This is a genomic window from Microbacterium sp. AK009 (assembly GCF_013410955.1).
Lineage (GTDB): Bacteria > Actinomycetota > Actinomycetes > Actinomycetales > Microbacteriaceae > Microbacterium.
The window spans coordinates 326,683-351,640 of record NZ_JACCCG010000002.1; the positions used below are offsets into that span (position 1 = coordinate 326,683).

The 24,958-nt window shown below is 68.5% G+C and carries 25 protein-coding genes; 6 read left to right on the plus strand and 19 right to left on the minus strand.

Features of this window, described 5'->3' with window-relative positions:
* Nucleotides 1-45: 45 nt before the first annotated feature.
* The 5 genes from HDC37_RS05510 (at nucleotide 46) to HDC37_RS05530 (ending at nucleotide 5,026) form a co-directional block, all read left to right on the plus strand.
* A complete protein-coding gene (locus HDC37_RS05510; protein WP_179559392.1) occupies nucleotides 46-690 on the plus strand; it encodes a heme-copper oxidase subunit III in 645 nt (214 codons plus the stop codon).
* Nucleotides 691-710: 20 nt separating this feature from the next.
* Nucleotides 711-1,511, plus strand: a complete 801-nt coding sequence (locus HDC37_RS05515; RefSeq protein WP_179559393.1) for a c-type cytochrome — start codon at nucleotides 711-713, stop codon at nucleotides 1,509-1,511.
* Between the two features lie 29 nt (nucleotides 1,512-1,540).
* Nucleotides 1,541-2,620 (plus strand): ubiquinol-cytochrome c reductase iron-sulfur subunit, encoded by a 1,080-nt coding sequence (locus tag HDC37_RS05520; RefSeq protein WP_179559394.1) that lies wholly within the window; start codon nucleotides 1,541-1,543, stop codon nucleotides 2,618-2,620.
* Nucleotides 2,621-2,664: 44 nt separating this feature from the next.
* Nucleotides 2,665-4,461: a cytochrome bc complex cytochrome b subunit gene (locus HDC37_RS05525; RefSeq protein WP_374939150.1), complete on the plus strand. Its 1,797-nt coding sequence runs from the start codon at nucleotides 2,665-2,667 to the stop codon at nucleotides 4,459-4,461.
* 139 nt (nucleotides 4,462-4,600) lie between these two features.
* A complete protein-coding gene (locus HDC37_RS05530) occupies nucleotides 4,601-5,026 on the plus strand; it encodes a rhodanese-like domain-containing protein (protein ID WP_179559396.1) in 426 nt (141 codons plus the stop codon).
* A gap of 26 nt (nucleotides 5,027-5,052) precedes the next feature.
* Here the strand turns inward: HDC37_RS05530 and HDC37_RS05535 are convergent, their stop codons facing one another.
* From HDC37_RS05535 to HDC37_RS05560, 6 genes are all read right to left on the minus strand, one after another.
* Nucleotides 5,053-5,853 carry a PP2C family serine/threonine-protein phosphatase gene (locus HDC37_RS05535; protein ID WP_179559397.1) on the minus strand — a complete coding sequence of 267 codons (801 nt, stop codon included), beginning with the start codon at nucleotides 5,851-5,853 and terminating at the stop codon, nucleotides 5,053-5,055.
* Between the two features lie 2 nt (nucleotides 5,854-5,855).
* Nucleotides 5,856-6,296: a cytochrome c oxidase subunit 4 gene (locus HDC37_RS05540; RefSeq protein ID WP_179559398.1), complete on the minus strand. Its 441-nt coding sequence runs from the start codon at nucleotides 6,294-6,296 to the stop codon at nucleotides 5,856-5,858.
* The gene (ctaD, locus tag HDC37_RS05545; protein WP_179559399.1) at nucleotides 6,297-8,060 is read right to left on the minus strand and encodes a cytochrome c oxidase subunit I; all 1,764 of its coding nucleotides are present in this window, start codon (nucleotides 8,058-8,060) and stop codon (nucleotides 6,297-6,299) included.
* 2 nt (nucleotides 8,061-8,062) lie between these two features.
* A complete protein-coding gene (coxB, locus tag HDC37_RS05550; protein WP_179559400.1) occupies nucleotides 8,063-8,992 on the minus strand; it encodes a cytochrome c oxidase subunit II in 930 nt (309 codons plus the stop codon).
* Between the two features lie 156 nt (nucleotides 8,993-9,148).
* Nucleotides 9,149-9,511 carry an iron-sulfur cluster insertion protein ErpA gene (erpA, locus tag HDC37_RS05555; protein ID WP_179559401.1) on the minus strand — a complete coding sequence of 121 codons (363 nt, stop codon included), beginning with the start codon at nucleotides 9,509-9,511 and terminating at the stop codon, nucleotides 9,149-9,151.
* A 90-nt stretch (nucleotides 9,512-9,601) separates the two neighbouring features.
* Nucleotides 9,602-10,996 (minus strand): dipeptidase, encoded by a 1,395-nt coding sequence (locus HDC37_RS05560; RefSeq protein WP_179559402.1) that lies wholly within the window; start codon nucleotides 10,994-10,996, stop codon nucleotides 9,602-9,604.
* A gap of 49 nt (nucleotides 10,997-11,045) precedes the next feature.
* On the opposite strand from HDC37_RS05560, the gene HDC37_RS05565 reads away from it, so the two are divergent.
* On the plus strand, nucleotides 11,046-11,645 hold the full coding sequence (locus HDC37_RS05565) for a DUF3043 domain-containing protein (RefSeq protein ID WP_308472105.1): 600 nt from the start codon (nucleotides 11,046-11,048) through the stop codon (nucleotides 11,643-11,645).
* 1 nt (nucleotide 11,646) lies between these two features.
* On the opposite strand, the gene HDC37_RS05570 is transcribed toward HDC37_RS05565, so the two are convergent.
* From HDC37_RS05570 to ftsZ, 13 genes are all read right to left on the minus strand, one after another.
* Nucleotides 11,647-12,687 (minus strand): quinone-dependent dihydroorotate dehydrogenase, encoded by a 1,041-nt coding sequence (locus HDC37_RS05570; RefSeq protein WP_179559404.1) that lies wholly within the window; start codon nucleotides 12,685-12,687, stop codon nucleotides 11,647-11,649.
* Nucleotides 12,688-12,697: 10 nt separating this feature from the next.
* Entirely contained in the window at nucleotides 12,698-13,183 is a 486-nt protein-coding gene (nrdR, locus tag HDC37_RS05575) for a transcriptional regulator NrdR (protein ID WP_179559405.1), read from the minus strand.
* Between the two features lie 12 nt (nucleotides 13,184-13,195).
* On the minus strand, nucleotides 13,196-14,494 hold the full coding sequence (gene hisD, locus HDC37_RS05580) for a histidinol dehydrogenase (RefSeq protein WP_179559406.1): 1,299 nt from the start codon (nucleotides 14,492-14,494) through the stop codon (nucleotides 13,196-13,198).
* A gap of 14 nt (nucleotides 14,495-14,508) precedes the next feature.
* Entirely contained in the window at nucleotides 14,509-15,711 is a 1,203-nt protein-coding gene (locus HDC37_RS17090) for a hypothetical protein (RefSeq protein ID WP_374939140.1), read from the minus strand.
* A 116-nt stretch (nucleotides 15,712-15,827) separates the two neighbouring features.
* Nucleotides 15,828-19,292 carry a DNA polymerase III subunit alpha gene (gene dnaE / locus HDC37_RS05590; protein WP_374939151.1) on the minus strand — a complete coding sequence of 1,155 codons (3,465 nt, stop codon included), beginning with the start codon at nucleotides 19,290-19,292 and terminating at the stop codon, nucleotides 15,828-15,830.
* Nucleotides 19,293-19,425: 133 nt separating this feature from the next.
* The gene (locus HDC37_RS05595) at nucleotides 19,426-19,995 is read right to left on the minus strand and encodes a GNAT family N-acetyltransferase (protein WP_179559408.1); all 570 of its coding nucleotides are present in this window, start codon (nucleotides 19,993-19,995) and stop codon (nucleotides 19,426-19,428) included.
* A 38-nt stretch (nucleotides 19,996-20,033) separates the two neighbouring features.
* On the minus strand, nucleotides 20,034-20,954 hold the full coding sequence (locus HDC37_RS05600; protein ID WP_179559409.1) for an RluA family pseudouridine synthase: 921 nt from the start codon (nucleotides 20,952-20,954) through the stop codon (nucleotides 20,034-20,036).
* Nucleotide 20,955: 1 nt separating this feature from the next.
* Entirely contained in the window at nucleotides 20,956-21,489 is a 534-nt protein-coding gene (gene lspA / locus HDC37_RS05605) for a signal peptidase II (protein ID WP_308472107.1), read from the minus strand.
* A gap of 51 nt (nucleotides 21,490-21,540) precedes the next feature.
* Nucleotides 21,541-22,137: a DivIVA domain-containing protein gene (locus tag HDC37_RS05610; protein ID WP_179559411.1), complete on the minus strand. Its 597-nt coding sequence runs from the start codon at nucleotides 22,135-22,137 to the stop codon at nucleotides 21,541-21,543.
* A gap of 120 nt (nucleotides 22,138-22,257) precedes the next feature.
* A complete protein-coding gene (locus tag HDC37_RS05615) occupies nucleotides 22,258-22,560 on the minus strand; it encodes a YggT family protein (protein ID WP_124293021.1) in 303 nt (100 codons plus the stop codon).
* 9 nt (nucleotides 22,561-22,569) lie between these two features.
* Nucleotides 22,570-23,025, minus strand: a complete 456-nt coding sequence (locus tag HDC37_RS05620; RefSeq protein WP_179559412.1) for a cell division protein SepF — start codon at nucleotides 23,023-23,025, stop codon at nucleotides 22,570-22,572.
* Nucleotides 23,026-23,058: 33 nt separating this feature from the next.
* Nucleotides 23,059-23,781 (minus strand): YggS family pyridoxal phosphate-dependent enzyme, encoded by a 723-nt coding sequence (locus tag HDC37_RS05625; protein WP_179559413.1) that lies wholly within the window; start codon nucleotides 23,779-23,781, stop codon nucleotides 23,059-23,061.
* A 16-nt stretch (nucleotides 23,782-23,797) separates the two neighbouring features.
* Nucleotides 23,798-24,958, minus strand: coding sequence for a cell division protein FtsZ (ftsZ, locus tag HDC37_RS05630; protein ID WP_179559414.1), 1,161 nt, complete (start codon nucleotides 24,956-24,958; stop codon nucleotides 23,798-23,800).

Genomic DNA, 24,958 nt, shown 5'->3' on the forward strand with positions numbered 1-24,958 from the left:
ATCGACCTGATCCGTTGGGCGATCGACGGCCCGATCTCAGACATAATGGGGAGCGTGACGACCACCCCTGCCACCTACTCCCAGGCCATGCGGTCCGTCAAGCGACCCGATCCGGTCGCCGTCGGAACGATCGTATGGCTCGGTTCGGAGGTGATGTTCTTCGCGGGACTGTTCGCGATCTACTTCACTCTCCGCAGCACCTCGCCCGAGCTCTGGGCCGAGCGCACCGAGCTGCTGAACGTCCCGTATGCGACCGTCAACACGATCATCCTGGTGCTGTCATCGGTGACATGCCAGATGGGCGTCTTCGCCGCCGAGCGGGCGCAGCCGTACACGGTGAAGTCGAACCGCTTCTGGAACCGCTGGGGCATGGTCGAGTGGTTCTGGCTCACCTTCGCGCTCGGCGCGATCTTCGTGTCGGGCCAGGTGTGGGAGTACGCCCAGCTCGTCTACGAAGGCATGTCGATCGACTCCGACTCGTACGCGTCGGCCTTCTATCTGACGACCGGGTTCCACGCCCTGCACGTCACGGGTGGTCTCATCGCCTTCCTCCTCGTCATCGGTCGCGCCTATGCGGTCCGCAACTTCGGACGCAAGGAAGAGACGTCGGCGATCGTGGTGTCGTACTACTGGCACTTCGTCGACGTCGTCTGGATCGCCCTCTTCCTCGTCATCTACTTCCTCAAGTGAGAGCGGAGCTGAACCCCGACATGGCACGCAAGAAAACGCACCGCGCGACCGGTCGCCGCAGCCCCTGGGCCGCCGCAGCCCTCATCGGCATCGGCCTGCTCATCACCGGCGGCGTCTACGCCGGCGCATCCGCCGCGGTCGCGGCCACCGACGAGGGTGCCTCGACGCAGGAGCTGACCGTCGAGGACGGCGAGCTGCTCTTCCAGGCCAACTGCGCCACCTGCCACGGCCTGGACCTCCAGGGCTCCGAGGCCGGCCCATCGCTCTACGGCGTCGGCGAGCTGTCGGTCCACTTCCAGGTCAGCACCGGACGCATGCCGCTGCAGGCGCAGGGGCCGCAGGCTCCGCAGAAGCCCGTGCAGTTCACCGACGCGCAGACGCAGGCCCTCGCCGAGTACGTGCAGTCGGTCGCCCCGGGTCCCGAATTCCCGGCCGACGAGGTCCTCGACGGTGAAGGCGATGCGTCCCACGGCGGCGAGCTCTTCCGCATCAACTGCGCCATGTGCCACAACGTCGCCGGCGCCGGTGGCGCGCTGACGGAGGGCAAGTACGCCCCCGGCCTGGACGGGACGTCGCCGCTGAACATCTACGCGGCGATGGTCACCGGCCCGCAGAACATGCCGGTCTTCAACAACATGAACCTCTCCCTCGAGGAGAAGCGGGACATCATCACCTACCTGCTCTACATACAGGAAAACCGGTCCCCCGGCGGGTTCGAGCTCGGTTCGCTGGGCCCGGTCTCCGAGGGTCTGTTCATCTGGATCTTCGGCATCGGTTCGCTGATCGCCATCACCGTGTGGGTCACGGCGAAATCCAACTGACCCGACACGACACAGCAACGAGGAGCACCATGGCACACGAGGACGACGCGCTCGCCCACGAGAGGGCTTCCTGGCAGCCCTCGAGCGGTCTTGCCGTGGCCGTCAAGGATCCGGTGAAGGCACCGGCTCTGCCGCCCCACCGCGAGCGGATGACGGACAAGGATCCCGCCGCGATGAAGCGGGCGGTCCGCACGGTCTACACCCTGTTCTACCTGTCGGTCGCCGGCAGCATCGCAGCGATCGTGGCGTACTTCGCGTTCCCGATCGAGAGCGGTCGCCTCACCGACATCCGGTACAACAACCTCTTCATCGGCCTGGGGATCGCGCTGGCGCTCCTGGCCATCGGCATCGCCGCCATCCACTGGTCCAAGGCGATCATGGCCGACAAGGAGCACATCGAGCCCCGCCACGCCACTCGCGGGAAGGACACCACCCGCGCCGCGGTCGTGGAGTCGTTCCGCACCGCGAACGAGGAGTCCGGCTTCGGTCGCCGCGCGCTGATCCGCAACGGTCTGTTCGCCGCACTGGTCGCCTCGATCCTCCCCGGCATCACGCTGTTCCGTGGCCTCGCGCCGTTCAACTCGACCGAGAACCCGATCGCGGGGAACCCCGTCGCGCTCCTCGAGCACACGATGTGGGAGGAGGGCATGCGTCTGGCGCTCGACCCCACCGGCGAGCCCATCCGCGCAGCCGACGTCACCCTCGGCTCCGCCTTCCATGTCATCCCCGAGCCTCTCGCCGAGCTCTCGCACGAAGAGGGCTACCTCGAGGAGAAGGCCAAGGCGATCGTCCTCCTCATGCGTCTGCGCCCCGAGGACCTGCCGGCCGAGACCAACCGCCTGGACTGGACCTACGACGGAATCGTCGCCTACTCCAAGGTCTGCACGCACGTCGGCTGCCCCGTGGCTCTCTACGAGCAGCTGACCCACCACCTGCTGTGCCCGTGCCACCAGTCGCAGTTCGACGTGGCCAACGGCGCGCGGGTGATCTTCGGCCCGGCCGCTCGGCCGCTGCCGCAGCTACCGATCACGGTGGACGACGAGGGCTACCTCGTGGCCCAGAGTGACTTCACCGAACCCGTTGGCCCGAGCTTCTGGGAGCGCCGATGAGCACCGGGAACCACCCCACAGAGAACGTGACCCTCGAGCCGGCCATGACGGACGGAACCCAGGGCATGCCGGACGGCAAGCCGCTGGGAGGACGATTCGTCGGCTGGGCGGCCAACTACGTCGACGAGCGCACCAGCGTCTCCGGCCTGGTCAAAGAGCTGGGCCGGAAGATCTTCCCCGACCACTGGTCGTTCATGCTCGGCGAGATCGCGCTGTGGAGCTTCGTCGTCGTCCTCATCTCGGGGACGTTCCTGACGTTCTTCTTCGACGCGTCCATGGTCGAGACCCACTACACCGGCTCCTGGCTGCCGATGCGCGGCATCGAGATGTCGGCGGCGATGGCCTCGACGCTGGAGATCTCGTTCGACATCCGCGGCGGCCTCCTGGTCCGCCAGATCCACCACTGGGCGGCGCTGGTCTTCATCGCCGGCATCGGCGTGCACATGCTCCGGGTGTTCTTCACCGGCGCGTTCCGCAAGCCCCGCGAACTCAACTGGGTCATCGGCTTCGTGCTGTTCGTCCTCGCCATGGGTGAGGGCTTCACCGGCTACTCGCTCCCCGACGACGTGCTCTCGGGCAACGGCCTGCGCATCATCGACGGCATGATCAAGGGCATCCCCCTGATCGGCACGTGGACCTCGTTCCTGCTGTTCGGCGGCGAGTTCCCCGGCACCGCCATCGTCGGTCGCCTCTATGCGCTGCACATCCTGCTGCTGCCCGCCATCCTGGTCGCACTGCTCGTGGCGCACCTGATGCTGATGATCATCAACAAGCACACGCAGTTCGCCGGCCCGGGCCGCACGAACGACAACGTCGTGGGCTACCCGATGATGCCGGTCTACATGTCCAAGATGGGCGGCTTCTTTTTCATCACGTTCGGTGTGATCGTGCTGGTGGCGTCCCTGTTCACGATCAACCCGATCTGGAACTACGGCCCGTACGACCCGTCACCGGTGTCGGCGGGTACGCAGCCCGACTGGTACATCGGCTTCGCCGACGGGATGCTGCGCCTGATCCCGCCGCACCTGGAGACGGTCTTCCTCGACCGCACCTGGTCGTGGAACATCATCATCCCGATCACGGTCCTCGGCCTCTTCCTCGTCGTGGTGGCCCTCTACCCGTTCATCGAGGCGTGGATCACGGGTGACAAGCGCGAGCACCACATCGCCCAGCGTCCCCGCAACGCCGCCACCCGCACCGCCATCGGCGCGGCCGGTGTGACCTTCTACGCGGTGATGTGGGCGGCGGCGTCGTCCGACCTGATCGCGACCCACTTCTGGCTGACCATGGAGGGTGTCATCCACACTCTGCAGGTCGCGCTGATCCTCGGTCCCGTGATCGCCTACTTCGTCACCAAGCGCATCTGCATCGCGCTGCAGAAGAAGGATCGCGAGATCCTCCTGCACGGCTACGAGTCGGGCCGCATCGTGCGGCTCCCGGGCGGCGAGTACATCGAGGTCCACCAGCCGGTCGACGAGTACGAGCGGTGGAAGCTCATCGAGACCGACGTCTACGAGCCTCTCGTCGTGCGTCCGAACGCGAAGGGCCGCATCCCGTGGCACCAGAACGTTCGCGCCTCGATCTCGCGGTGGTTCTTCGAAGACCGCCTCACCCCGCTCACGCAGACGGAACTCGACGCGGCGCTGGAGCACCAGCACCACACGCTCGACCACGTGGCCAGCGAGAAGGACGCCGAGCTCCAGGGTGCCCACGAGCGCGCAGGGGTCCCTGACGCTCCGCACGTGCCGATCGACGACGGCAGCCGCTCGGAGACGGCCGTGCGTCCCTCGAACGTCATCGTCGCCGAGGAGACCCGTCCGCCGAAGGGCGACAAGGACTGATCCGTTCTCGATGAAGGGTCCTGCACTCCCCCGGGGTGCAGGACCCTTCCTCGTACCGGCGACGTGAACGGCAGGAATCCACGGGTCGCTGACCGTCACGCCGATCGTGACACCGGGCGCAGGACCCTACCGTGGACTCATGATCGACGCCGCCTCGTACTTCGCCGCCAAGCTCGCCTACGAAACCGACGCCTCAGACGTCTACGCCGCCCAGCGCGCGGGCGATGACATCGTCCTCCTCGACGTCCGCAGCGACGAGGCCTGGCGGCAGGGCCGCATCCGCGGTGCCCGACACCTCCCCTACCCCGAGATCCCGGCACGGGCAGCTCGAGAGCTGGCGGGAGTGGAGGAGGTCATCGTGTACTGCTGGAGCCCCGGATGCAACGCCGGCACGAAGGCGGCGGCCGCCCTCGCGGGACTCGGAATCGCCGTACGCGAGATGATAGGCGGATACGAGTACTGGGTCCGGGAAGGACAGCCGACGGAGAACGACGATGGCCCGCTCCCCCGCACCTTCGACCCGCAGGTGATGGTCGTGCGAGCCGAAACCGCAGAGGTTCCCTGAGAGGCGCTCACGCCGCGCAGGCGGGCTCAGACGGCGCTCTCGCGGAAGGGATCGTCGATGGTGAAACGGTGAGCCGCGGCGCCGACGAACAGCGGCGTCGTCCGCGCCGGCGCGTCGTCGGAGGCGATCACATCGGCGATGACGACGGTGACATTGTCGGCGGCGCCCGCCTCCAGCGCCAGACCGATGAGCTCGGATGCCGCGCCCTCGCGGTCATCCCGACCCAAGACGTCGCTCACCGCTGCGTCGTCGACGTAATCGGTGAGACCGTCGCTGCACAGGAGCCAGCGATCGTCGGGGCGGGGATCGATCCACGTCACCAGCGGCAGGTCGTCAGGACCACCCGACATCGAGGCGGTGATGAGATTGCGGTGCGGATGGGTCATAGCGTCCTCGGCGCGCACGTGGCCGCCGTCGACCAGCGCCTGGACGAACGAGTCATCCCGTGTCATCCGGCTCATCGTGCCCGACCGCAGCGAGTATGCGCGGGAGTCGCCGATGTGGGCGAGGAGCAACCGGTCCCGGTGCCCGACGAACAGGCCGGTGAAGGTCGTCGCCATACCCGCGACCCGCGGATCACGGTGCGCGTGGGCGGCGATGTCCCAGTTGGCCATCAGTGTCCGCTCGGTCAGCATCTCGGCGTCGGGAGACTGGTGCCATCCGGCCACCAGACGGTGCACGAAAGCAGCTGACGCGAGGTCGCCGGCGGGGCCGCCGCCTACGCCGTCAGCGACGCCCGCACCCCAGGACGCGGCGAACGCCGAGTCCTGGTTGCTCGGTCGCGGACCCGAAGCGGATGCCGCGACCGACTCCAGCCGGATTGCCACTGTCAGCGGGCGAAGTATCCGCGGTAGTACTCGTACACCCAGCCGACGATCGCGACCGCGAAGACGCCGAGGCCGATCGGCACCATCCACGTCCCGACGGCGAGACCGATGAAGGCCAGACCCGCCGAGAAGGCGAGCACGATGGGCCACCACGACCAGGGGCTGAACTCGCCCATCTCCGGGTCGCCGTCATCGATGTCGGCGGTCAGCACGTCTTCGGGCAGTTCGCCCCCCTGCGCGACATGCACGCGCTGGATGTAGAACGCGATCAGGGCCGCCATGAATGCCGTGAACAGCAGCGCGACGGAGCCGACCCACTCGATCGCCGAGAACCACGGAACCTCGGCGGTCGTGTAGGAGATGATGTTCCACACCGTGTAGAACGCGAAGACGACGAGGAAGAAGCCGCTGAGCAGCCACCAGAGTCCGACGTTGGTACGCACTTACTTGACCTCTCCCTGCGCCAGGTCGACCACGGGCGTGTCCGGAGCGTCCTTGGCCGGACCCACACCGACGGGCAGGCCCGCTTCGGGGTGGTTCAGGTCGAACGCCGGTCGCTCGCTGCGGATCCGCGGGATCGAGGTGAAGTTGTGCCGCGGCGGCGGGCACGACGTCGCCCACTCGAGCGAGGCGCCGTAGCCCCACGGGTCGTTGACGGTGACCTTCGGCGCCTTGCGCGCGGTGATCCAGACGTTGAACAAGAACGGGATCATGGACGCGCCGAGGATCATGGCACCGATGGTGGACACCTGGTTCTGCCAGGTCCACCCGTCGGCCGCCGAGTAGTCGGCGTAGCGGCGGACCATGCCGTCCACACCCAGCCAGTGCTGGATGAGGAAGGTCATGTGGAAGCCGATGAACAGCAGCCAGAAGTGGATCATGCCCAGGCGCTCGTTCAACATGCGACCCGTCCACTTCGGCCACCAGAAGTAGAAGCCTGCGAACATGGCGAACACGACGGTGCCGAAGACGACGTAGTGGAAGTGCGCCACGACGAAGTACGAGTCGGAGAGGTGGAAGTCCAGGGGCGGGGACGAGAGGATGACGCCGGTCAGACCGCCGAAGACGAACGAGACCAGGAAGCCCAGCGCGAACACCATCGGCGTCTCGAAGGTGACCGACCCGCGCCACATGGTGCCGATCCAGTTGAAGATCTTCACGCCTGTGGGCACCGCGATCAGCATCGTCATCAGCGCGAAGAACGGCAGGAGCACGCCGCCGGTGACGTACATGTGGTGCGCCCACACCGCCACCGAGAGCGCCGCGATGGCGATGGTCGCGTAGACGAGCGTCTTGTAGCCGAAGATCGGCTTCCGGCTGAACACCGGGAACACCTCGGAGACGATGCCGAAGAACGGCAGCGCGATGATGTAGACCTCGGGGTGACCGAAGAACCAGAACAGGTGCTGCCACAGCAGCACGCCGCCGTTCTCGGGGTCGTAGATGTGCGACCCGAAGATGCGGTCCGACCCGGCGGCGAGGATCGCTGCGGCGAGGACCGGGAAGGCCATCAGGATCAGGATGCTGGTGACGAGGGTGTTCCAGGTGAAGATCGGCATCCGCCACATCGTCATGCCCGGGGCGCGCATCGTGATGATGGTGGTGATGAAGTTCACCGCACCCAGGATCGTGCCGAAACCGCTCATACCGAGGCCGAGCATCCAGAGGTTTCCGCCGACGCCTGGCGAGAAGGTCTCACTCGCCAACGGCTGATAGGCGAACCAGCCGAACGAGGCGGCACCGGCCGGCGTCAGGAAGCCCGAGACCGCGATCAGCGAACCGAACAGGAACAGCCAGAAGGCGAAGGCGTTCAGGCGAGGGAAGGCGACGTCGGGGGCGCCGATCTGCAGGGGCAGGATGGCGTTGGCGAAGCCGGCGAACAGCGGCGTCGCGAACATCAGGAGCATCACGGTGCCGTGCATCGTGAACAGCTGGTTGTACTGCTCCTTGGTCGGGACGACCTGCATGCCGGGCTCGAACAGCTCGGCGCGGATGATGAGGGCCATCACGCCGGCGAACATGAAGAACACCACCGACGCGATCAGGTACATGTACCCGATCGTCTTGTGGTCAGTGGACGTGATCCACTTGACGACGATGTTGCCCTTCTGCTCGACGCGGGAGGAGCTCAGCAGGGCGGCCTGCCGCGGCGGCAGCGTCGAGGAGCGGCCGGGTGTGGATTCCTGCAGTGGCAGTGTCGTCGCCATGATCAGCCCTGATTCTCCGTGATGGGTCCCCCGCCGGGGGTTGTTTCGTCGTCGGGGCTCACCCCGGTGCCCGGCAGGTTCTGCAGCCGGTCGTAGGCGTCGGTGATGTCACCGGTCTGGCCGCGGTCGCGGAGCGAGTCGAGGTACTGCTCGTATTCGGCCTCGCTGACCACCTCCACGTTGAACAGCATCGCCGAGTGGTACTCGCCGCACAGCTCGGCGCACTTGCCGGCGTACGTGCCCTCGCGGGTCGGCGTGAAGGACCATTCGTTGTCCTTGCCGATGTACATGTCCTTCTTGTAGAGGAAGTCGATGATCCAGAAGCTGTGGATGACGTCGCGGGCCTCGAGATCGATCTTCACCGTCTGGTTCACGGGAAGGTACAGAGTGGGCAGCGCGGCCTGGTCGTAGTCGCCGCGGGCGTCGGGCTCGGCCTGCACGCCCATGCTCCACACGGCGTCGGAGTTGTCGTCGTTCTCGCCGTTGTACTGGAAGTCCCACGCCCACTGCTTGCCGATCGCGGTGATCGAGACATCGGGGTCTTCGTACTGCGTCTCGATGATCGCCTGGTCGCGGGCGGTGAAGGCGAAGAAGCCGACGACGAGGATCAGCGGCACGATCGTGTAGAAGATCTCGATCGGCATGTTGTACCGCAGCTGCACGGGAAGGCCCGTCTGGCCCTTGCGCCGACGGTAGGCGATCGCCGCCCAGCCCATGAGACCCCAGGTCACCACGCCGACGGCGAGGAGGACGATCCAGGAGTTGACCCAGAGACCCGAGACGAGTTCGGTCCGGTTGGTGGCCGGCGTACCCTCCTCGACGAAGCCGGGCAGGTACCCGTTCAACTCGGTCGGAGTGCATCCCGCGAGCACGAGGGCCGCGGCGATCCCGACCGGGACGAACGCCCAGCGGAGACGGCGTTTCGAGGGCACGTGCGCACCTTTCCGTTCAGTGTGTTTCCGTGGCCAGTCTAGGGCAACCTCTGGGCGCGTTCTGGCCTGACGCCCAGGTTGTTCGACCGCGAGGACACGCCCATCACCGCCTCCGACGATGCGTCGCCGAGAGTGGGGGGAGCGGCCACGAGCGGGTCAGTGGAAGCTGTCGCCGCAGGCGCAGCTGCCGGCGGCGTTCGGGTTGTCGATCGTGAACCCCTGCTCGGAGATGGTGTCCTTGAAGTCGATCGTCGCGCCGTCGAGGTAGGGGACGCTCATGTCGTCGACGATGACCTCGACGCCGTCGAAGTCGACGGTCTTGTCTCCCTCGAGAACCCGCTCGTCGAAGTAGAGCTGGTAGATCAGTCCGCTGCATCCGCCCGGCTGGACCGCGACGCGAAGTCGCAGGTCGTCGCGACCTTCCTGGTCGAGCAGGTTCTTCACCTTCAGCGCGGCGGCGTCGGTGAGAAGCACGCCGTGTGCGCGCGCGGTGTCGGTGGACAGAGCGGTGTCGGTCATTTCAGATCCTCCGGGTGCAGTGCGCGAGACAGGGCTCGGTGAACCGATTCTACGCCCCGACCCCCCGTGCGGGACGGGATAGCACGCCCATCAAGACACTCTGCGATCGAGCTCCTCCAGGAGCAGCGCCTCGGAGACGACCGCGTTGCGGAACGTATCCAGGTGAAGCGACTCGTTCGGCGCGTGGGCGCGGGCGTGGGGGTCTTCGACGCCGGTGACGAGAATCTGCGCGGTGGGGAACTCTCGGACGAGGTCGGCGATGAAGGGAATCGAACCGCCCACGCCCAGGTCGACCGGGTCGACGCCGTAGCCTTCGGCGAACGCGGCCCGCACCGACTCCACCGCCCAGCCGCTCGTGTCGACGAGGAAGCCGTCGCCGAGGTCCACGTCGCCGAAGTCGAGCCGGGCGCCGAACGGCGCGTGCCGCTCGAGGTGGGCGCGGAGGGCATCGTAGGCCTCCGGCGCCGATTGGCCCGGCGCGATGCGCGCGCTGACGACGACCGAGACCTCCGGGCTGAGCGTGTTGGAGGCGTTCTTCACACTCGGTGCGTCGATGCCGGTGACCGTCACGGACGGCTGGTTCCAGATGCGGCTGAGGATCGTCCCCGAGCCGATCGGGCTGACGCCGTCGAGGAGACCTGCCTCATCGCGCAGGGTCTCCTCGGTGTACTCGGGTGTCGCCGCGTCCCGGCGAGCGAGACCCTCGACGGCGACGGCACCGTCGGCGTCCCAGAGGGTGGACAGCAGGCGGATGGTGGCGAGCATGGCGTCGGGAACCGCACCGCCGAACATGCCGGAGTGCGAGGCATGCTCCAGGGTTCGCACCGTCAGGGTGAAGCGCACGTTGCCCCGCAGCGACACGGTCAGGGCCGGCGTCCGGGCGTCCCAGTTGCCCGAGTCGGCCACGACGATCACGTCGGCGCGCAGCGTCTCGGCGTTGTCGGAGAGGAACTGCGCGAACGAGCGCGAGCCCGCCTCCTCCTCCCCCTCGATGAAGAGGGCGATGCCGAGGCCCAGGTCGTCGCCCGCGGCGTCGCGGAGCGCCCGGACCGCAGCGATATGGGCCATCACGCCGGCCTTGTCGTCGGCGGCGCCCCGCCCGTAGAGCCGCCCGTCGCGCACGGTGGGCTCGAAGGGCGGCGAATCCCACAGCGCCTCGTCGCCGACGGGCTGGACGTCGTGGTGGGCGTAGAGCAGGATGGTCGGCCGCCCGGGCGCCGCGGCACGCGTGGCGAGCACTGCCGGCATCCCCCGCTCTGTGGTGTCGGGGACGGCGGCGTCGACGATCCGCACATCGTCGAAGACGCCGGTCTCCCGCGCGAGCGCGGCCACCGCCTCCGCCGAACGCCGCACCTCGGCGTGATCGAAGCCGGGGAAGGCCACCGAGGGGATGCGCACGAGCGAGCCGAGATCTGCCAGGGCGGTGGGGATGCCGGAGAGCGCGGCGTCGCGGACGGCGTCACGCCGGGTGGTGGTGGAGGTCATGCGGGTAATCTTAAGCGGACACCCGTTCTCCGCTTTCAAGGATCTCCCCGTGGCCAAGACTCCCGGCGCCCCCACCCCCGCAGCCTCCACTCCCCAGGACGCGCCCGAGGGCGCCGCATCCGCAGCGAGGAAGGGTCGCGCCACTCCGACCCGCGCCGAGCGCGAGGCCGCGCGCAAGCGCCCCCTGGTTCCCGACACCAAAGAGGCCAAGGCCCGCGCCCGCGCCGACCTCGCCGCGCAGCGCGAGAAGGCGCGCGCAGGTATGGCGGCGGGAGACGAGCGCTACCTCCCGGTCCGTGACAAGGGTCCGCAGCGGCGCTGGGTGCGCGACTTCGTCGACTCGGGATTCCACCTGGGCGAGGCGGTCATGCCGGCCATGGTCCTGGTGATCGTGGCGACGTTCGTCCCCGTCCTCGCCGTGCAGTACTGGTCGTTCGTGGTGCTGTGGATCTTCATCCTCTTCGTCATCGGCGACATGATCATCACCTCCATCCGCGTCAAGCGGGGCGCACGGGAGAAGTTCGGCGCCGACAAGATGGAGAAGGGCCTGGGATGGTACGCCGCGATGCGCAGCATCCAGATGCGGTTCCTGCGCCTTCCCAAGCCGCAGGTGAAGCGCCGCGGATTCCGCGGCGGGCGCACCGCCTGACTCAGGGGGACTCGCGAGCCATCGAGCGCGCCAGCGCTCGGTTGATCTGACGCGCCCAGAGCGGACCGCGGTACAGGAACCCGGTGTACCCCTGGACGAGGGTGGCGCCGGCGTCCAGACGCTCACGCACGTCCCGCCCCGTCTCCACCCCGCCGACGGAGATGACTGCGAAGGATGCGGGAACGCTCTGACGCAGCAGCCGCAGCACCTCGAGTGACCGCGCGCGCAGCGGCGCACCGGACAGGCCGCCTGCGCCGGCGGCGGCGACGGTCTGCGGGTCGGTGATGAGCCCCTCACGACCGATCGTGGTGTTCGTGGCGATGATGCCGGCGAGACCGCCCTCGACGGCGAGCCGGGCGACCTCGGCGATGTCTTCGTCCGCGAGGTCCGGCGCGATCTTCACCAGCAGGGGCGTATCGCCGGCGGCATCCTTGACCGCCGCCAGCAGCGGCCCGAGGCTCGCCACGGCCTGCAGGTCGCGCAGGCCCGGAGTGTTGGGTGAGGACACATTGACCACGAGGTAGTCGGCGAGGGGCGCGAGCAGTCGCGTGCTGCGGACGTAATCCGCAGTGGCGTCGGCGACCTCGACGACGCGGCTCTTGCCGATGTTCACCCCGATGAGGGGGCGCCGCCGCCGTCGGCGAAGTGCGACCAACCGCGCGGCCGCGGCCTCGGCGCCGGCGTTGTTGAAGCCCATCCGGTTGATCACCGCACGATCGGGGATCAGCCGGAACAGGCGCGGGCGGGGGTTTCCCGGCTGAGGGTGGGCGGTGATCGTGCCCACCTCGATGTGACCGAATCCCAGTGCGGCAATGCCCCGTGCGGCGCGGACGTCCTTGTCGAACCCGGCGGCGACACCGAACGGCGTCGGGAACTCCAGGCCCAGCGCCGTGGTCCTCAGCGTCGGAGCCGGCCGGGTGAGGCGCGCGGTCAGCGCTGACAACGGACGAACGCCGAGCACCCGGATCACGACGACCGCCGCGTGGTGCGCGGTTTCGGGGTCCATTCGCGCGAGGACCGTACGGAAGAGGAGGGGATACATCCCCTCCAGGCTAGCGAGTCGGCTCGCCCTCACCCGCCCGCACGCGATCGGCGTGGTCGGCGCGGAGTCCGGCGATGGCCGACTCGAAATCCTCCAGGGAATCGAACGCCTGATACACGCTCGCGAAACGAAGGAAGGCGACCTCATCGAGTTCGCGAAGCGGGCCGAGGATCGCCAGGCCGATCTCGTTGGTGTCGATCTGGGAGGCACCGGTCTGCCGCACCGACTCCTCGACGCTCTGGGCGAGCACCGCGAGGTCCCCCTCGGTGACCGGGCGACCCTGGCAGGCTTTGCGGACACCCGACATGACCTTCTCGCGGCTGAACGGCTCGATCACGCCCGACCGCTTGATGACGTTCAGGCTCGCCGTCTCGATGGTCGAGAACCGGCCGCCGCACTGCGGACACTGCCGGCGGCGCTTGATGCTCAGGCCGTCGTCGCTGGTTCGCGAGTCGATGACACGGGAGTCGGGATGGCGGCAGAAGGGACAATGCATGGCGAGAACAGGTTACGCCGGGAAGCGGGCGGTCACGGCCTCGCCGTGCGCGGGCAGGTCCTCGGCGTCGGCAAGCGTCACGATGGCGTCACGCACATCGGCCAGCGCCTGCTCGTCGTAGGTCACCACCTGCTGCGGCCGGAGGAACGTCGAGGCGGACAGGCCGGCTGCGTAGCGGGCCTGTCCCCCGGTCGGAAGGACGTGGTTGCTGCCTGCGAGGTAGTCGCCGAGACTCACCGGCGTGTGGCGACCGACGAAGATCGCGCCGGCGTGGACGAAGTCCTCGGGGCGAGGGTCGGCGAGGTGGAGTTCGAGGTGCTCGGGCGCGTAGGCGTTGCTGAACGCCGTCGCGGCAGCCTGATCGTCCACCAGCACGATGGCTGACTGGACCCCGTCGAGGGCGGTCTGCACGCGGTGCGCATGACGGGTGGCGGGCGCCCTCCGGGCGACGGCTTCGGCAACCGCCGCGGCGACGCCAGGCGAGGCGGTGACGAGGACGGCGGAGGCCTGCTCGTCGTGCTCGGCCTGACTGATCAGGTCAGCGGCGACGATGTCGGCGTCCGCGGAGTCATCCGCGACGATGAGGATCTCGGTCGCTCCGGCCTCGGAGTCGGTTCCGACCAGTCCCGCTACAGCGCGCTTGGCCGCCGCGACGAAGTTGTTGCCGGGGCCGGTCACCACGTCGACGGGGGCGAGCCCGATCTCGGCGACGCCGTGGGCGAAGGCGCCGATCGCCCCGGCTCCGCCCATCGCGTAGACCTCGGCGACGCCCAGAAGGCGCGCGGCGGCGAGGATGACGGGGTGCACCCGCCCACCGTGCTCACGCTGCGGGGGCGAGGCGAGGGCGACCTCGGACACGCCGGCGATCTGCGCCGGAACGACGTTCATCACGACGCTCGACGGGTAGACGGCCTTTCCCCCGGGGACGTACAGACCCACGCGACGCACCGGCTGCCACCGCTGCACGATGCGCGCGCCCGGCCGGACGACGGTGACGATCTCAGCCGGGACCTGGGCTGCCGAGCCGAGGCGTACGCGGTCGATGGCCTCTTCGAGGGCGGCACGGATGTCGGGGGCGAGGCCCGCCAGCGCTTCGTCGAGGTGCTCCGCCGGCACGCGGATGTCGTGTCCGGTCACCTCGTCGAATCGCTCCGCCTGTTCGCGCAGCGACGCCTCCCCGCGCGCCGCGACGTCGGCGACGATCTCGGAGGCCGCGGTGAACGCCGCCTCACGGGTTCCCGCGGCGCGCGGAACAGCGGCGAGCAGGTCGGCGGGCGTGAGAGCCTGCCCCCGCAGGTCGATCATGCGCATGTCGATGGAGCTCCTCAGCCCCGGGTGACGCCGGAGACGTCGTGCAGGTACCCCGTGCGACCGTCCTCGTGCCGGACGACGAAGTGTGTCTGGCGGTCCTCGATGACGAGCGCCCACGCCGTGGGGCCGATGCGGAACAGGGCGACGCCGTTCTCATCGACGATGTCGCGCTCCTCGGGCACGAGGGCCCAGAAGGCCTGATAGCGCCTCTCGGGTTCGATCACCGTGGTCACCGACTGGTCGGCATCCCCCGTGTCGTCCGCGGGGGTGTCCTCAGGGGCTGCCGTGTCCATGATCGCCGTCTTCGGCGGGGCGTCGTCCGCGTCCCGCCGCTCGGTGCGGGAGGGCCCGAACATGGCCTCGAGATCGCCGGTCTGGTCGGTGCGGTCGGCATCCGAGTCCGGTCCGCCCATCGCCTCGGGCCCGACGGGAACACCTGCGGAGGCGTGCGCGCCGGCCGAGGCCGGCGCGTAGGGGTTCGCGCCGTACGCGCCGGTGTCGTAGGAGCCGGTGTCGTACGAACCGGCGCCGGCGGTGCGGATGTCGGGCGCGTCGCTGTCCGCCGCGGGCGCGGCGGCGGGCGCCGGTGCGGGCTTGGGAGCACGAGGGGTCCGCGGGCGCGGCGTGACCGGACGCGCGGGACGGGCGAAGCGGTGCGCGACGACCTCACGACGGTCGCGGAAGTCCTCCGCGAGGGCGGGGATCAGCGGTGCGAAGACGGTGAGGACGACGCCGGCGAGCATGAGGACGAACTCGACCCAGATCACCCAGCTGCGCAGCCACGGGCCGCCGTTGACGACGATGGCGACGGTCTCCCAGATCAGGTGCAGCCAGATGACCGCCGAAACGGTGAAGGTCACGGAGGCGAACTGGTCGATGCCGAGCGATCCGACACGACGGATCCCCTCGGGGGAGAGCCGGCGCAGCGCCAGCAGGAAGACGGCGGCGGTGGGCGCGCCGATGGTCAGGATCCACCACAGACCCGTGGTCCACACCGAGCTGAACTGCACGGTGCTGAACGAGAAGAACGACACGACGAAGGCGATGAGCCAGACGCCGCCGAGGATCACCTCGCGCAGCGAGAAAGGCCCGACGCCGTACTGCGCCCCGGCGTCGGAGCGGCTGTCGGCGACAGCGGGCACGTCACGCTCCGCGGCCGTCGTCGCGGGGGTGTCCACGGTCGGTTCGTCATTGCTGATTCCGTCGGTCACAGTCATCCTTCCCGGGGAGCCGCGCGGTCCGCACGGCGACTCCCGATCTTACCCGCGCCGCCCATGCCCAACACGGGCGTCGTCGCGGCGTCCGCACGCGGCTGATCACCCGCGGCATCCGATCACCCGAGGCACTGGGGCCCGAGGAGGCCTTTCAGCTCGCCGTACAGGTCGGCGGTCACCGTCACCGGCAGCGGGACCTCGAACACCTTCGCCACGCCGCCCTTGTGCAGGCGCAGGGTCACCTCGGTGTCCCCGCGGTGACGGGTGAGCACCTGGGCGAGCTCTGTCACCACCGTCTCGGTCGCCCGATGCTCGGGAACGAGGAGAACGAGGGGACCGGAGGCGTCGACCGCCCCGAGATCGGGAACGAACGCCGAGACGGCGTGCAGGTTCATTCCGTCGTCGCGGCGCGACACGCGTCCACGGACCACGAGGATCGAGTCGGCCTGCAGCATCGACTGGAACTCGGTGTAGGTCTTGCCCATGAACATCACCGTGACCTCGCCGTCGAAGTCCTCGACCGTGATCATGCCGTAGGGATTGCCGCTGGATTTGGCGACCCGGTGCTGCACGCTCGTGACGAGACCGGCCACGGTCACCTGCTCGCCGTCGGCGATGTCCTCCGAGGCCAGCAGGTCGTGGATCGACAGCGAGGCGTGCTTGGCCAGCGGGATCTCCAACCCCGCGAGGGGGTGGTCGGAGACGTAGAGCCCGAGCATCTCGCGCTCGAAGGCCAGCTTGTCCTTCTTGGTCCATTCCGGCCGGTCGGGAACCTTCTGATCCTGCTGCGGTTCGTCCCACAGCGAATCGAAGTCGAACCCGACCTCGCCGTTGGCCTCACGGCGCTTGTCCAGCACGGCCTGCTCGGTGGCATCCTCATGGATCTCCATCAGCGCACGACGCGTCGCTCCGAGCGAGTCGAACGCGCCCGCCTTGATCAACGACTCCACTGTCCGCTTGTTGGCGACGGGCACGGGGACCTTCGACAGGAAGTCGTGGAACGAGGTGAAGCGCGTCTCCTGACGGGCCGCGACGATGGCGTCGACCACGTTCGCACCGACGTTGCGCACCGCGCCGAGCCCGAAGCGGATGTCTTCGCCGACGGCGGCGAAGTAGCGGATCGACTCCCCCACGTCCGGCGGCAGCACCTTGATGCCCATGCGACGGCACTCGTTGAGGTAGACCGCCATCTTGTCCTTCGAGTCCCCCACGCTCGTCAGCAGCGCCGCCATGTACTCGGCCGGGTAGTGGGCCTTCAGGTAGGCCGTCCAGTAGGAAACGAGGCCGTACGCAGCCGAGTGCGCTTTGTTGAAGGCGTAGTCCGAGAAGGGCAGCAGGATGTCCCAGAGCGCTTTGATCGCCCCGTCGCCGTAGCCCCGCTCCTTCATGCCGCCCGAGAAGCCCTCGTACTGCTTGTCGAGCTCGGACTTCTTCTTCTTCCCCATCGCGCGGCGCAGGATGTCCGCCTGACCGAGCGAGAAGCCCGCCACCTTCTGCGCGATGGCCATGACCTGCTCCTGATAGATGATCAGGCCGTAGCTGATGTCGAGGATGTCCTTCAGCGGCTCCTCGAGCTCGGGGTGGATCGGCGTGACCTCCTGCTGTCCGTTCTTGCGGAGGGCGTAGTTGATGTGGGAGTTCGCGCCCATGGGTCCGGGACGGTACAGCGCGATCACGGCCGACACGTCTTCGAAGTTGTCGGGCTTGAGCAGTCGCAGGAGCGAGCGCATCGGACCGCCGTCGAGCTGGAAGACGCCGAGGGTGTCGCCACGGGTGAGCAGCTCGTACGCCGCTGTGTCGTCCAGCGCGAGGTGTTCGAGGTCGAGCTCCTCACCCCGGTTCATCCGGATGTTGTCCAGCGCATCCGAGATGATCGTGAGGTTCCGAAGCCCGAGGAAGTCCATCTTGATCAGGCCCAGGGTCTCGCACGACGGGTAGTCGAACTGCGTGACGATCTGGCCGTCCTGCTCGCGGCGCATGATCGGGATGATGTCGAGCAGGGGCTCCGACGACATGATGACGCCCGCGGCGTGGACGCCCCACTGACGCTTGAGGCCCTCGAGCCCGAGAGCCCGGTCGAAGACCGTCTTCGCCTCGGGATCGGTGTCGATGAGGGCGCGGAACTCGCTAGCCTCCTTGAATCGCGGATGCTGGGGGTCGTACATCCCGCTCAGCGGCATGTCTTTGCCCATCACCGCCGGCGGCATCGCCTTGGTCAGCCGCTCGCCCATGCTGAACGGGAAGCCGAGCACCCTACCCGCGTCCTTCAAGGCCTGCTTGGACTTGATCGTGCCGTACGTCACGATCTGCGCGACCCGCTCGGAACCGTACTTCTGGGTGACGTAGTCGATGACCTCACCTCGGCGCCGGTCGTCGAAGTCGACATCGAAGTCGGGCATCGAGACGCGATCGGGGTTGAGGAAGCGCTCGAAGATGAGCCCGTGCTCGAGCGGGTCGAGGTCGGTGATCCGCATGGCGTAAGCCACCATCGAGCCCGCGCCGGAACCACGACCGGGGCCGACGCGGATCCCGTTGTCCTTCGCCCAGTTGATGAAGTCGGCGACGACCAGGAAGTATCCGGGGAACCCCATCTGCAGGATGATGCCCGTCTCGTACTCGGCCTGCCTGCGGACGTTGTCCGGAATGCCGCCCGGGTAGCGGTAGTGCAGGCCCTTCTCGACCTCCTTGACCAGCCAGCTGTCCTCGGTCTCGCCATCGGGCACGGGGAAGCGCGGCATGTAGTTGGCGCTCGTGTTGAACTCGACCTCGCACCGCTCGGCGATGAGGAGGGTGTTGTCGCACGCCTCCGGGTGCTCGCGGAAGATCTGGCGCATCTCCTGCGCCGTCTTGACGTAGTACCCGTCGCCGTCGAACTTGAAGCGGTTGGGGTCGTCGAGGGTCGATCCCGACTGCACGCACAGCAGGGCCGCGTGCGCGTCGGCCTCGTGCTGGTGGGTGTAGTGGGAGTCGTTGGTCGCGACCAGCGGGATGCCGAGATCCTTCGAGATGCGGATCAGATCGGTCATGACCCGCCGCTCGATGGAGAGCCCGTGATCCATGATCTCGGCGAAGTAGTTCTCCTTGCCGAAGATGTCCTGGAACTCGGCGGCCGCGGCCCGCGCAGCGTCGTACTGGCCGAGACGCAGTCGCGTCTGCACCTCGCCCGACGGGCACCCGGTCGTCGCGATGAGACCCTTGCCGTACGTCTCGAGCAGTTCGCGGTCCATGCGCGGCTTGAAGTAGTACCCCTCCATGCTCGACAGCGAGCTGAGCCGGAAGAGATTGTGCATGCCCTCGGTGCTCTGGCTCCACATCGTCATGTGGGTGTACGCGCCGGAGCCGGACACGTCGTCGCTGCGCTGCTCGGGGCTGCCCCACTGCACCCGCGACTTGTCGCTGCGGTGCGTGCCGGGCGTGACGTAGGCCTCGAGCCCGATGATCGGTTTGATGCCGGAGGCTTTCGCGGCGTTGTAGAACTCGAACGCGGCGAAGGTGTTGCCGTGGTCGGTGACGGCGATGGCCGGCATGCCGTAGTCGGCCGCCGCCTGCGTCATCGCCCCGATCTTGGCCGCCCCGTCGAGCATCGAGTACTCGCTGTGCACGTGCAGGTGAACGAAGGAGTCGGATGCCACGCGTCCAGCGTACGCGGCGGGTCGGACACCGACGGCGTGTCGGCCGGCGGCCGACGCTGCGCCGACAGACGTCCTTATCGGCCGGTCAACTCAGCTCGCGCCGCATGAGCACGCGCGGGAACCCGTTCAGCACGGAGGTCGTGTCAGCGGCGTGGAGAAACCCGGCCCGCTCGAACAGGGCACGGGTGCCGACGTAGGCCATCGTCAGGTCGACCTTCGCGCCGCGGTTGTCGACCGGATACCCCTCGATCACGGCTGCGCCGCGGTCCCGCGCGAATCGCACGGCGCCCGCGAGCAGATCGTGGGAGATGCCGCGGCCGCGATGGCCCGGTCGCACCCGGATGCACCACACGCTCCAGACATCCCGGTCATCGACGTGCGGGATGGTGCGGTTCGTCGCGAAGGAGGTGTCGGCCCGGGGATGCACCGCCGCCCAGCCGACGACCTCGTCACCGTCGTAGGCCAGGACGCCCGGCGGGCCGGTCGACAGCAGCTCGCGCACCTTCTCTCCGCGGGCGGGTCCGCGCAGCTGCCGATTCTCCCTGCCCGGGATGCGGTAGCTCAGGCACCAGCAGACGTTGGACGTCGGATTCTTCGGCCCGACCATCGTGCGGATGTCCTCGAACGCCGTCGCCGGTCTCACCTGGATGACCATGGCTCCACTCTGCTGCGGCCCGCCGACATCGTCACGGGTCACTCGCCGCGGAGGATCTCCAGCGCCGCAGCGAGGTCCGCGGGGTAGTCCGCTGCGAACTCCACCCACTCCCCCGTGGCGGGGTGGGTGAAGGCGAGGCGATGCGCGTGGAGCCACTGCCTCGTCAGCCCCAGCCGTGCACTCAGGGTGGGGTCGGCACCGTAGAGAGGGTCGCCGACGCATGGATGCCGGTGGGCGGCCATGTGCACGCGGATCTGGTGGGTCCGCCCCGTCTCGAGGTGGATCTCCAGCAGCGATGCGCCGGGAGAGGCCTCGAGGGTCTCGTAGTGGGTGACGGAATCCTTCCCGGAGGGGATGACCGCGAACTTCCAGGAGTGGGTGGGGTGGCGTCCGATCGGCGCGTCGATCGTGCCCGCCAGGGGGTCGGGGTGCCCCTGCACGACGGCGTGGTACACCTTCTCGACCTCGCGCTCCTTGAAGGCGCGCTTGAGCGCGGTGTACGCCGCCTCGGTCTTGGCGACCACCATGAGGCCGCTCGTGCCGACATCCAGCCGGTGGACCACGCCCTGTCGCTCGGCGGCACCCGTCGTCGCCACGCGCACGCCCGCGGCGGCGAGGGCGCCGAGGACCGTGGGGCCTTCCCAACCGACCGATGGATGAGCTGCGACTCCCGCAGGCTTGTCGACCACGATGAGGTCGTCGTCCTGGTGCACCACCCCGAGGTCGGGAACGGCCATCGGAACGACGCGGGGATCCTCCTTGGCCGCCCACTCGACCTCGAGCCAGGCGCCCCCGCGGAGGCGATCCGATTTCGCCAGGGCGCGCCCGTCCATCCGCGCACCGCCGGCGTCGAGGACGTCCACGGCGAACGTGCGGGAGAACCCCAGCATCTTGGCCAGCGCGGCGTCGGCACGGGTGCCGTCGAGCCCGTCCGGAACGGGCAGGTGTCGCGACTCCACGTCAGTCGGCCGCGCGCTCGGAGCGTGACGCCGAATCTGCCGGTGTCGATCGTGTCTTGCGGGGCGATCGCTCCTGCCGCGTCCCGTCGAGGTGCGGGCCGAACAGCACGAGTGCGGCGACCGAGATCATCATCGTGACGATGAAGATGTCGGCGACGTTGTAGATCGCGGGCATCATCCACGGGGTGTTGATGAAGTCCACGACGTGACCGACGGGGAAGCCGGGCTCGCGGAGCAGGCGATCCGTGAGATTGCCCAGCACGCCCCCGAGGAGAAGCCCCAGGACGACCGTCCAGATGCGGGAGCGCAGGCGCGTGACGGTGAGGAAGACGATGACGACCGCCACCACCGCCAGCGCGATGGTGAAGATCCAGGTGACGTCCTCACCGAGGGAGAACGCGGCACCGGGGTTGCGGGTGAGGTAGAAGATCAGGAAATCGCCGAGGATGCGGACCGGCTCCTGATAGGGCAGGTTCTCGATGGCGAGGTACTTCGTGAACTGGTCGGCGGCCAGCACGATCGTCGCGAGGATCACGACGATGATGCTGGCCGCCGCCCGGTGAAGCGGTTTTCGACCGGTCAAGGATTACAGGCCGACGGCCGGCACGGGCGCTGACCCGGTGGCGGTGGACGACGCGTCCAGGTCGCGCAGGTGCCCCTCGATGTAGCTGCGGAGCTGCGTGCGGTAGTCACGCTCGAACTGACGAAGCTCGCTGATGCGACCCTCGAGGGTGGCGCGCTCCTTCTCGAGACGAGCCATCTCGTCGCGTCCGCGGGCCTCGGCTTCGGAGACGATGGACGTGGCCTGGGCCTGGGCCTCGGAGATGAGCTGGTCGCGCTTGGCGCGGCCTTCGGCGACGTGCTCGTCGTGCAGGCGCTGCGCGAGCTCGATGATGCCGGCGCTCGCGGCGCTGGGCGAACCGGCGTCAGCGGCGGGCGCAGCGGCCGGCTCGGACACCGCGGCGGGAGCCTCGGCCACCGGGGCGGCGACCGTCGCCGGGGCGGACTCGCCGGATTCGAACGCGGCGAGCTTGGCCTTCAGCTCCTCGTTCTCGGCGATCGTCTTGCGCCATTCCACAACGATCTCGTCGAGGAAGTCGTCGACCTCGTCCGGGTCGAAACCCTCCTTGAAGCGGACGTGCTGGAACTGCTTGGTGACGACGTCATCGGGGGTCAATGCCATGGTGATTCCTCTTTCGAGCTGGTCGTTGGCCGACGTCGCGGCCCTCCCACCGTCCTGCGGCGGTCGTATCCAGCCAAGCATAGCCCCGGGTCCGGGACGTGTCGAAGGCGCCGGAGGGGGTCAGACCATCGTGAGCGAACGGGTGACGGCGAGCAGGATGAAGCAGAGCAGCATCGTCAGCGCGAACCCGAAATCGAGGGCGACGGGCCCCACCCGCAGGGGCGGGATGAAGCGCCGGAACATCTTGATCGGCGGATCGGTGACGGTGTAGACGACCTCGGCGAGCACCAGGCCTACGCCCTTCGGCCGCCACTCGCGGTTGAAGAAGGGGATCCACTCGAGCACCAGGCGCCCGAGCAGGACGAAGACGTAGATGAAGAGGATCGCGTTGAGGATGGAAGCGATGAACGCGATGACGGGCACGTACTAAGGCTACGAGAAGGGCACGGCTTCCGGGTCCGCGTGCGCGATGGCACCGTCTCCGGATACGGCGACGTTCTCCGGCGAGAGCAGGAAGACCTTGCTGGTGACACGCTCGATACGCCCGTACAGGCCCAGCGACAGGCCGCTGGCGAAGTCGATGAGACGGCGCGCGTCGGCATCGGACATCTGCGACAGGTTGATGATCACCGGGATCCCGTCACGGAAGTTCTCGGCGATCACCTGCGCGTCGCGGTACTGCTTGGGGTGCACGGTCAGGATCTCGCTCACCGCGGTCGGCGCGGGCTGACGCACGACGGCCGGCCGGTGGATCGGAGTGATCGGGGCGGCCTTCTCGACCGCCTGCGGCTTCTGGCGAGCGGCCGGCTGCGACGCGGGCTCTTCGTAGACCTCTTCCTCATCGGCGAGGCCCAGGTACACCATGGTCTTCTTGAGCGGGTTCGACATCGGATCCTCCGTTTGCTCGTGTCGTTTCCGAGGTTAACCGCGCTCGGGCCGCGGGCCGGTGATTGCCGTACCGATGCGTAGGTGTGTCGCGCCCGCGGCGATCGCCTCGGCGAAGTCGCCGGTCATCCCCGCCGACAACCAGGTCGCGTCGGGAACGACGGTGCGTACCGCTTCGGCGTACCGCGCTATCCGCTCGAAGGCGGCCGCAGGGGCCTCGTCGAGAGGAGCGACGGCCATGACACCCCGGACGCGCAACGTGTCGCAGCGGGCGGTGTGGTCGGCCAGGGCGATCAGGTCACCGGGCGCGACGCCCCCACGCCCGGGGTCGTCGGTGAGATTGACCTGCAGGAAGACATCCAGCGGGGGTTCGGACTCTTCGGCTGCACGGTCGAGGGCGTCGGCGATCTTCGGACGGTCGACCGAGTGCACGACGGAGGCGGCGGAACGGATGGCTCGGGCCTTGTTGGTCTGCGCCTGGCCGATGAAGTGCCAGCGGAGGCCTGCCAGCGGACCTACGGCCTCGTGCTTGGCCGAGAGCTCCTGCTGACGGTTCTCTCCCACATCGCGGACGCCCAGCTGATACAGCCGCTCGACGAGGCCGGCGGGATGGAACTTCGTCACCACGATCCGGGTGATCTCCTCGGGCCTCCGACCCGAGGAGAGCGCGGCGTCGACGATGCGCCCATCCACGGCGGCGAGCCGCCGGGCGAGGTCGTCCTCGTCCGGCGGCTCGCCGAGGGTCGCGGGTGCGGTCATCGCGAGGCGATGCGGGTCACTTCAGGAAGTCGGGGATGTCGAGATCGTCATCGCCGAATGCCGAGTCGTACCCGCTGTCGGGCAGGGTGGCCCCGACCGACACCGACTCCTTCTTCGGCTCGACCCGCTCGGGCTCGACCTCCCGCGCTGCGTCGACGGCGGGCATCGCGGGAACGACGGGCACACTGGCCGGGCGGGCCGCGGCGACCGGGTCGATCCGCAGCGACGGCTCGCCGCCGTCGAATCCCGCCGCGATGACGGTGACGCGCACCTCGTCGCCGAGCGTGTCGTCGATGACCGTTCCGAAGATGATGTTGGCCTCGGGGTGCGCCGCCTCCTTCACCAGCTGAGCGGCGTCGTTGATCTCGAAGATGCCGAGGTTCGACCCGCCCTGGATCGACAGCAGCACGCCGTGCGCGCCTTCGATCGATGCTTCGAGGAGGGGCGATTCGACGGCGAGCTCCGCGGCCTTGATGGCACGGTCGGCGCCGCGGGCGGAGCCGATGCCCATGAGCGCCGAGCCGGCGCCCTGCATGACCGACTTCACGTCGGCGAAGTCGAGGTTGATCAGACCCGGGGTCGTGATCAGGTCGGTGATGCCCTGCACACCGGCCAGGAGCACCTGGTCGGCGGTGGCGAAAGCCTCCACCATGGAGATGCCGCGGTCGCTGATCTCGAGCAGACGGTCGTTCGGGACGACGATGAGGGTGTCGACCTCCTCCTTCAGTCGGGCGACGCCGGCCTCGGCCTGGCTCTGCCGGCGACGGCCCTCGAAGGAGAAGGGCTTGGTGACCACACCGATGGTGAGGGCTCCGATGGACTTCGCGATCTTGGCGACCACCGGTGCCCCACCGGTGCCGGTGCCACCGCCCTCGCCCGCGGTGACGAAGACCATGTCGGCACCGCGCAGGGCCTCCTCGATCTCCTCCGCGTGGTCCTCCGCCGCCCGACGACCCACCTCGGGGTCGGCGCCGGCGCCGAGTCCGCGCGTGAGCTCGCGTCCGACGTCGAGCTTGACGTCGGCGTCGCTCATGAGCAGCGCCTGGGCGTCGGTGTTGATCGCGATGAACTCCACGCCGCGCAACCCGAGTTCGATCATGCGGTTGACGGCGTTCACGCCGCCGCCACCCACACCGACCACCTTGATCACGGCGAGGTAGTTCTGGTTCTGGCTCAT

Coding starts and splice junctions, on each gene's coding strand:
- HDC37_RS05510 (WP_179559392.1), top strand. CDS start 46: ATGGGGAGCGTGACGACCACCCCTGCCACCTACTCCCAGGCCATGCGG.
- HDC37_RS05515 (WP_179559393.1), top strand. CDS start 711: ATGGCACGCAAGAAAACGCACCGCGCGACCGGTCGCCGCAGCCCCTGG.
- HDC37_RS05520 (WP_179559394.1), top strand. CDS start 1,541: ATGGCACACGAGGACGACGCGCTCGCCCACGAGAGGGCTTCCTGGCAG.
- HDC37_RS05525 (WP_374939150.1), top strand. CDS start 2,665: ATGACGGACGGAACCCAGGGCATGCCGGACGGCAAGCCGCTGGGAGGA.
- HDC37_RS05530 (WP_179559396.1), top strand. CDS start 4,601: ATGATCGACGCCGCCTCGTACTTCGCCGCCAAGCTCGCCTACGAAACC.
- ctaD (WP_179559399.1), bottom strand. CDS start 8,060: ATGGCGACGACACTGCCACTGCAGGAATCCACACCCGGCCGCTCCTCG.
- erpA (WP_179559401.1), bottom strand. CDS start 9,511: ATGACCGACACCGCTCTGTCCACCGACACCGCGCGCGCACACGGCGTG.
- HDC37_RS05560 (WP_179559402.1), bottom strand. CDS start 10,996: ATGACCTCCACCACCACCCGGCGTGACGCCGTCCGCGACGCCGCGCTC.
- HDC37_RS05570 (WP_179559404.1), bottom strand. CDS start 12,687: ATGTATCCCCTCCTCTTCCGTACGGTCCTCGCGCGAATGGACCCCGAA.
- nrdR (WP_179559405.1), bottom strand. CDS start 13,183: ATGCATTGTCCCTTCTGCCGCCATCCCGACTCCCGTGTCATCGACTCG.
- hisD (WP_179559406.1), bottom strand. CDS start 14,494: ATGCGCATGATCGACCTGCGGGGGCAGGCTCTCACGCCCGCCGACCTG.
- HDC37_RS17090 (WP_374939140.1), bottom strand. CDS start 15,711: ATGACTGTGACCGACGGAATCAGCAATGACGAACCGACCGTGGACACC.
- dnaE (WP_374939151.1), bottom strand. CDS start 19,292: ATGCTCGACGGGGCGGCCAAGATCGGGGCGATGACGCAGGCGGCGGCC.
- HDC37_RS05595 (WP_179559408.1), bottom strand. CDS start 19,995: ATGGTCATCCAGGTGAGACCGGCGACGGCGTTCGAGGACATCCGCACG.
- HDC37_RS05610 (WP_179559411.1), bottom strand. CDS start 22,137: ATGGCATTGACCCCCGATGACGTCGTCACCAAGCAGTTCCAGCACGTC.
- HDC37_RS05620 (WP_179559412.1), bottom strand. CDS start 23,025: ATGTCGAACCCGCTCAAGAAGACCATGGTGTACCTGGGCCTCGCCGAT.
- HDC37_RS05625 (WP_179559413.1), bottom strand. CDS start 23,781: ATGACCGCACCCGCGACCCTCGGCGAGCCGCCGGACGAGGACGACCTC.
- ftsZ (WP_179559414.1), bottom strand. CDS start 24,958: ATGAGCCAGAACCAGAACTACCTCGCCGTGATCAAGGTGGTCGGTGTG.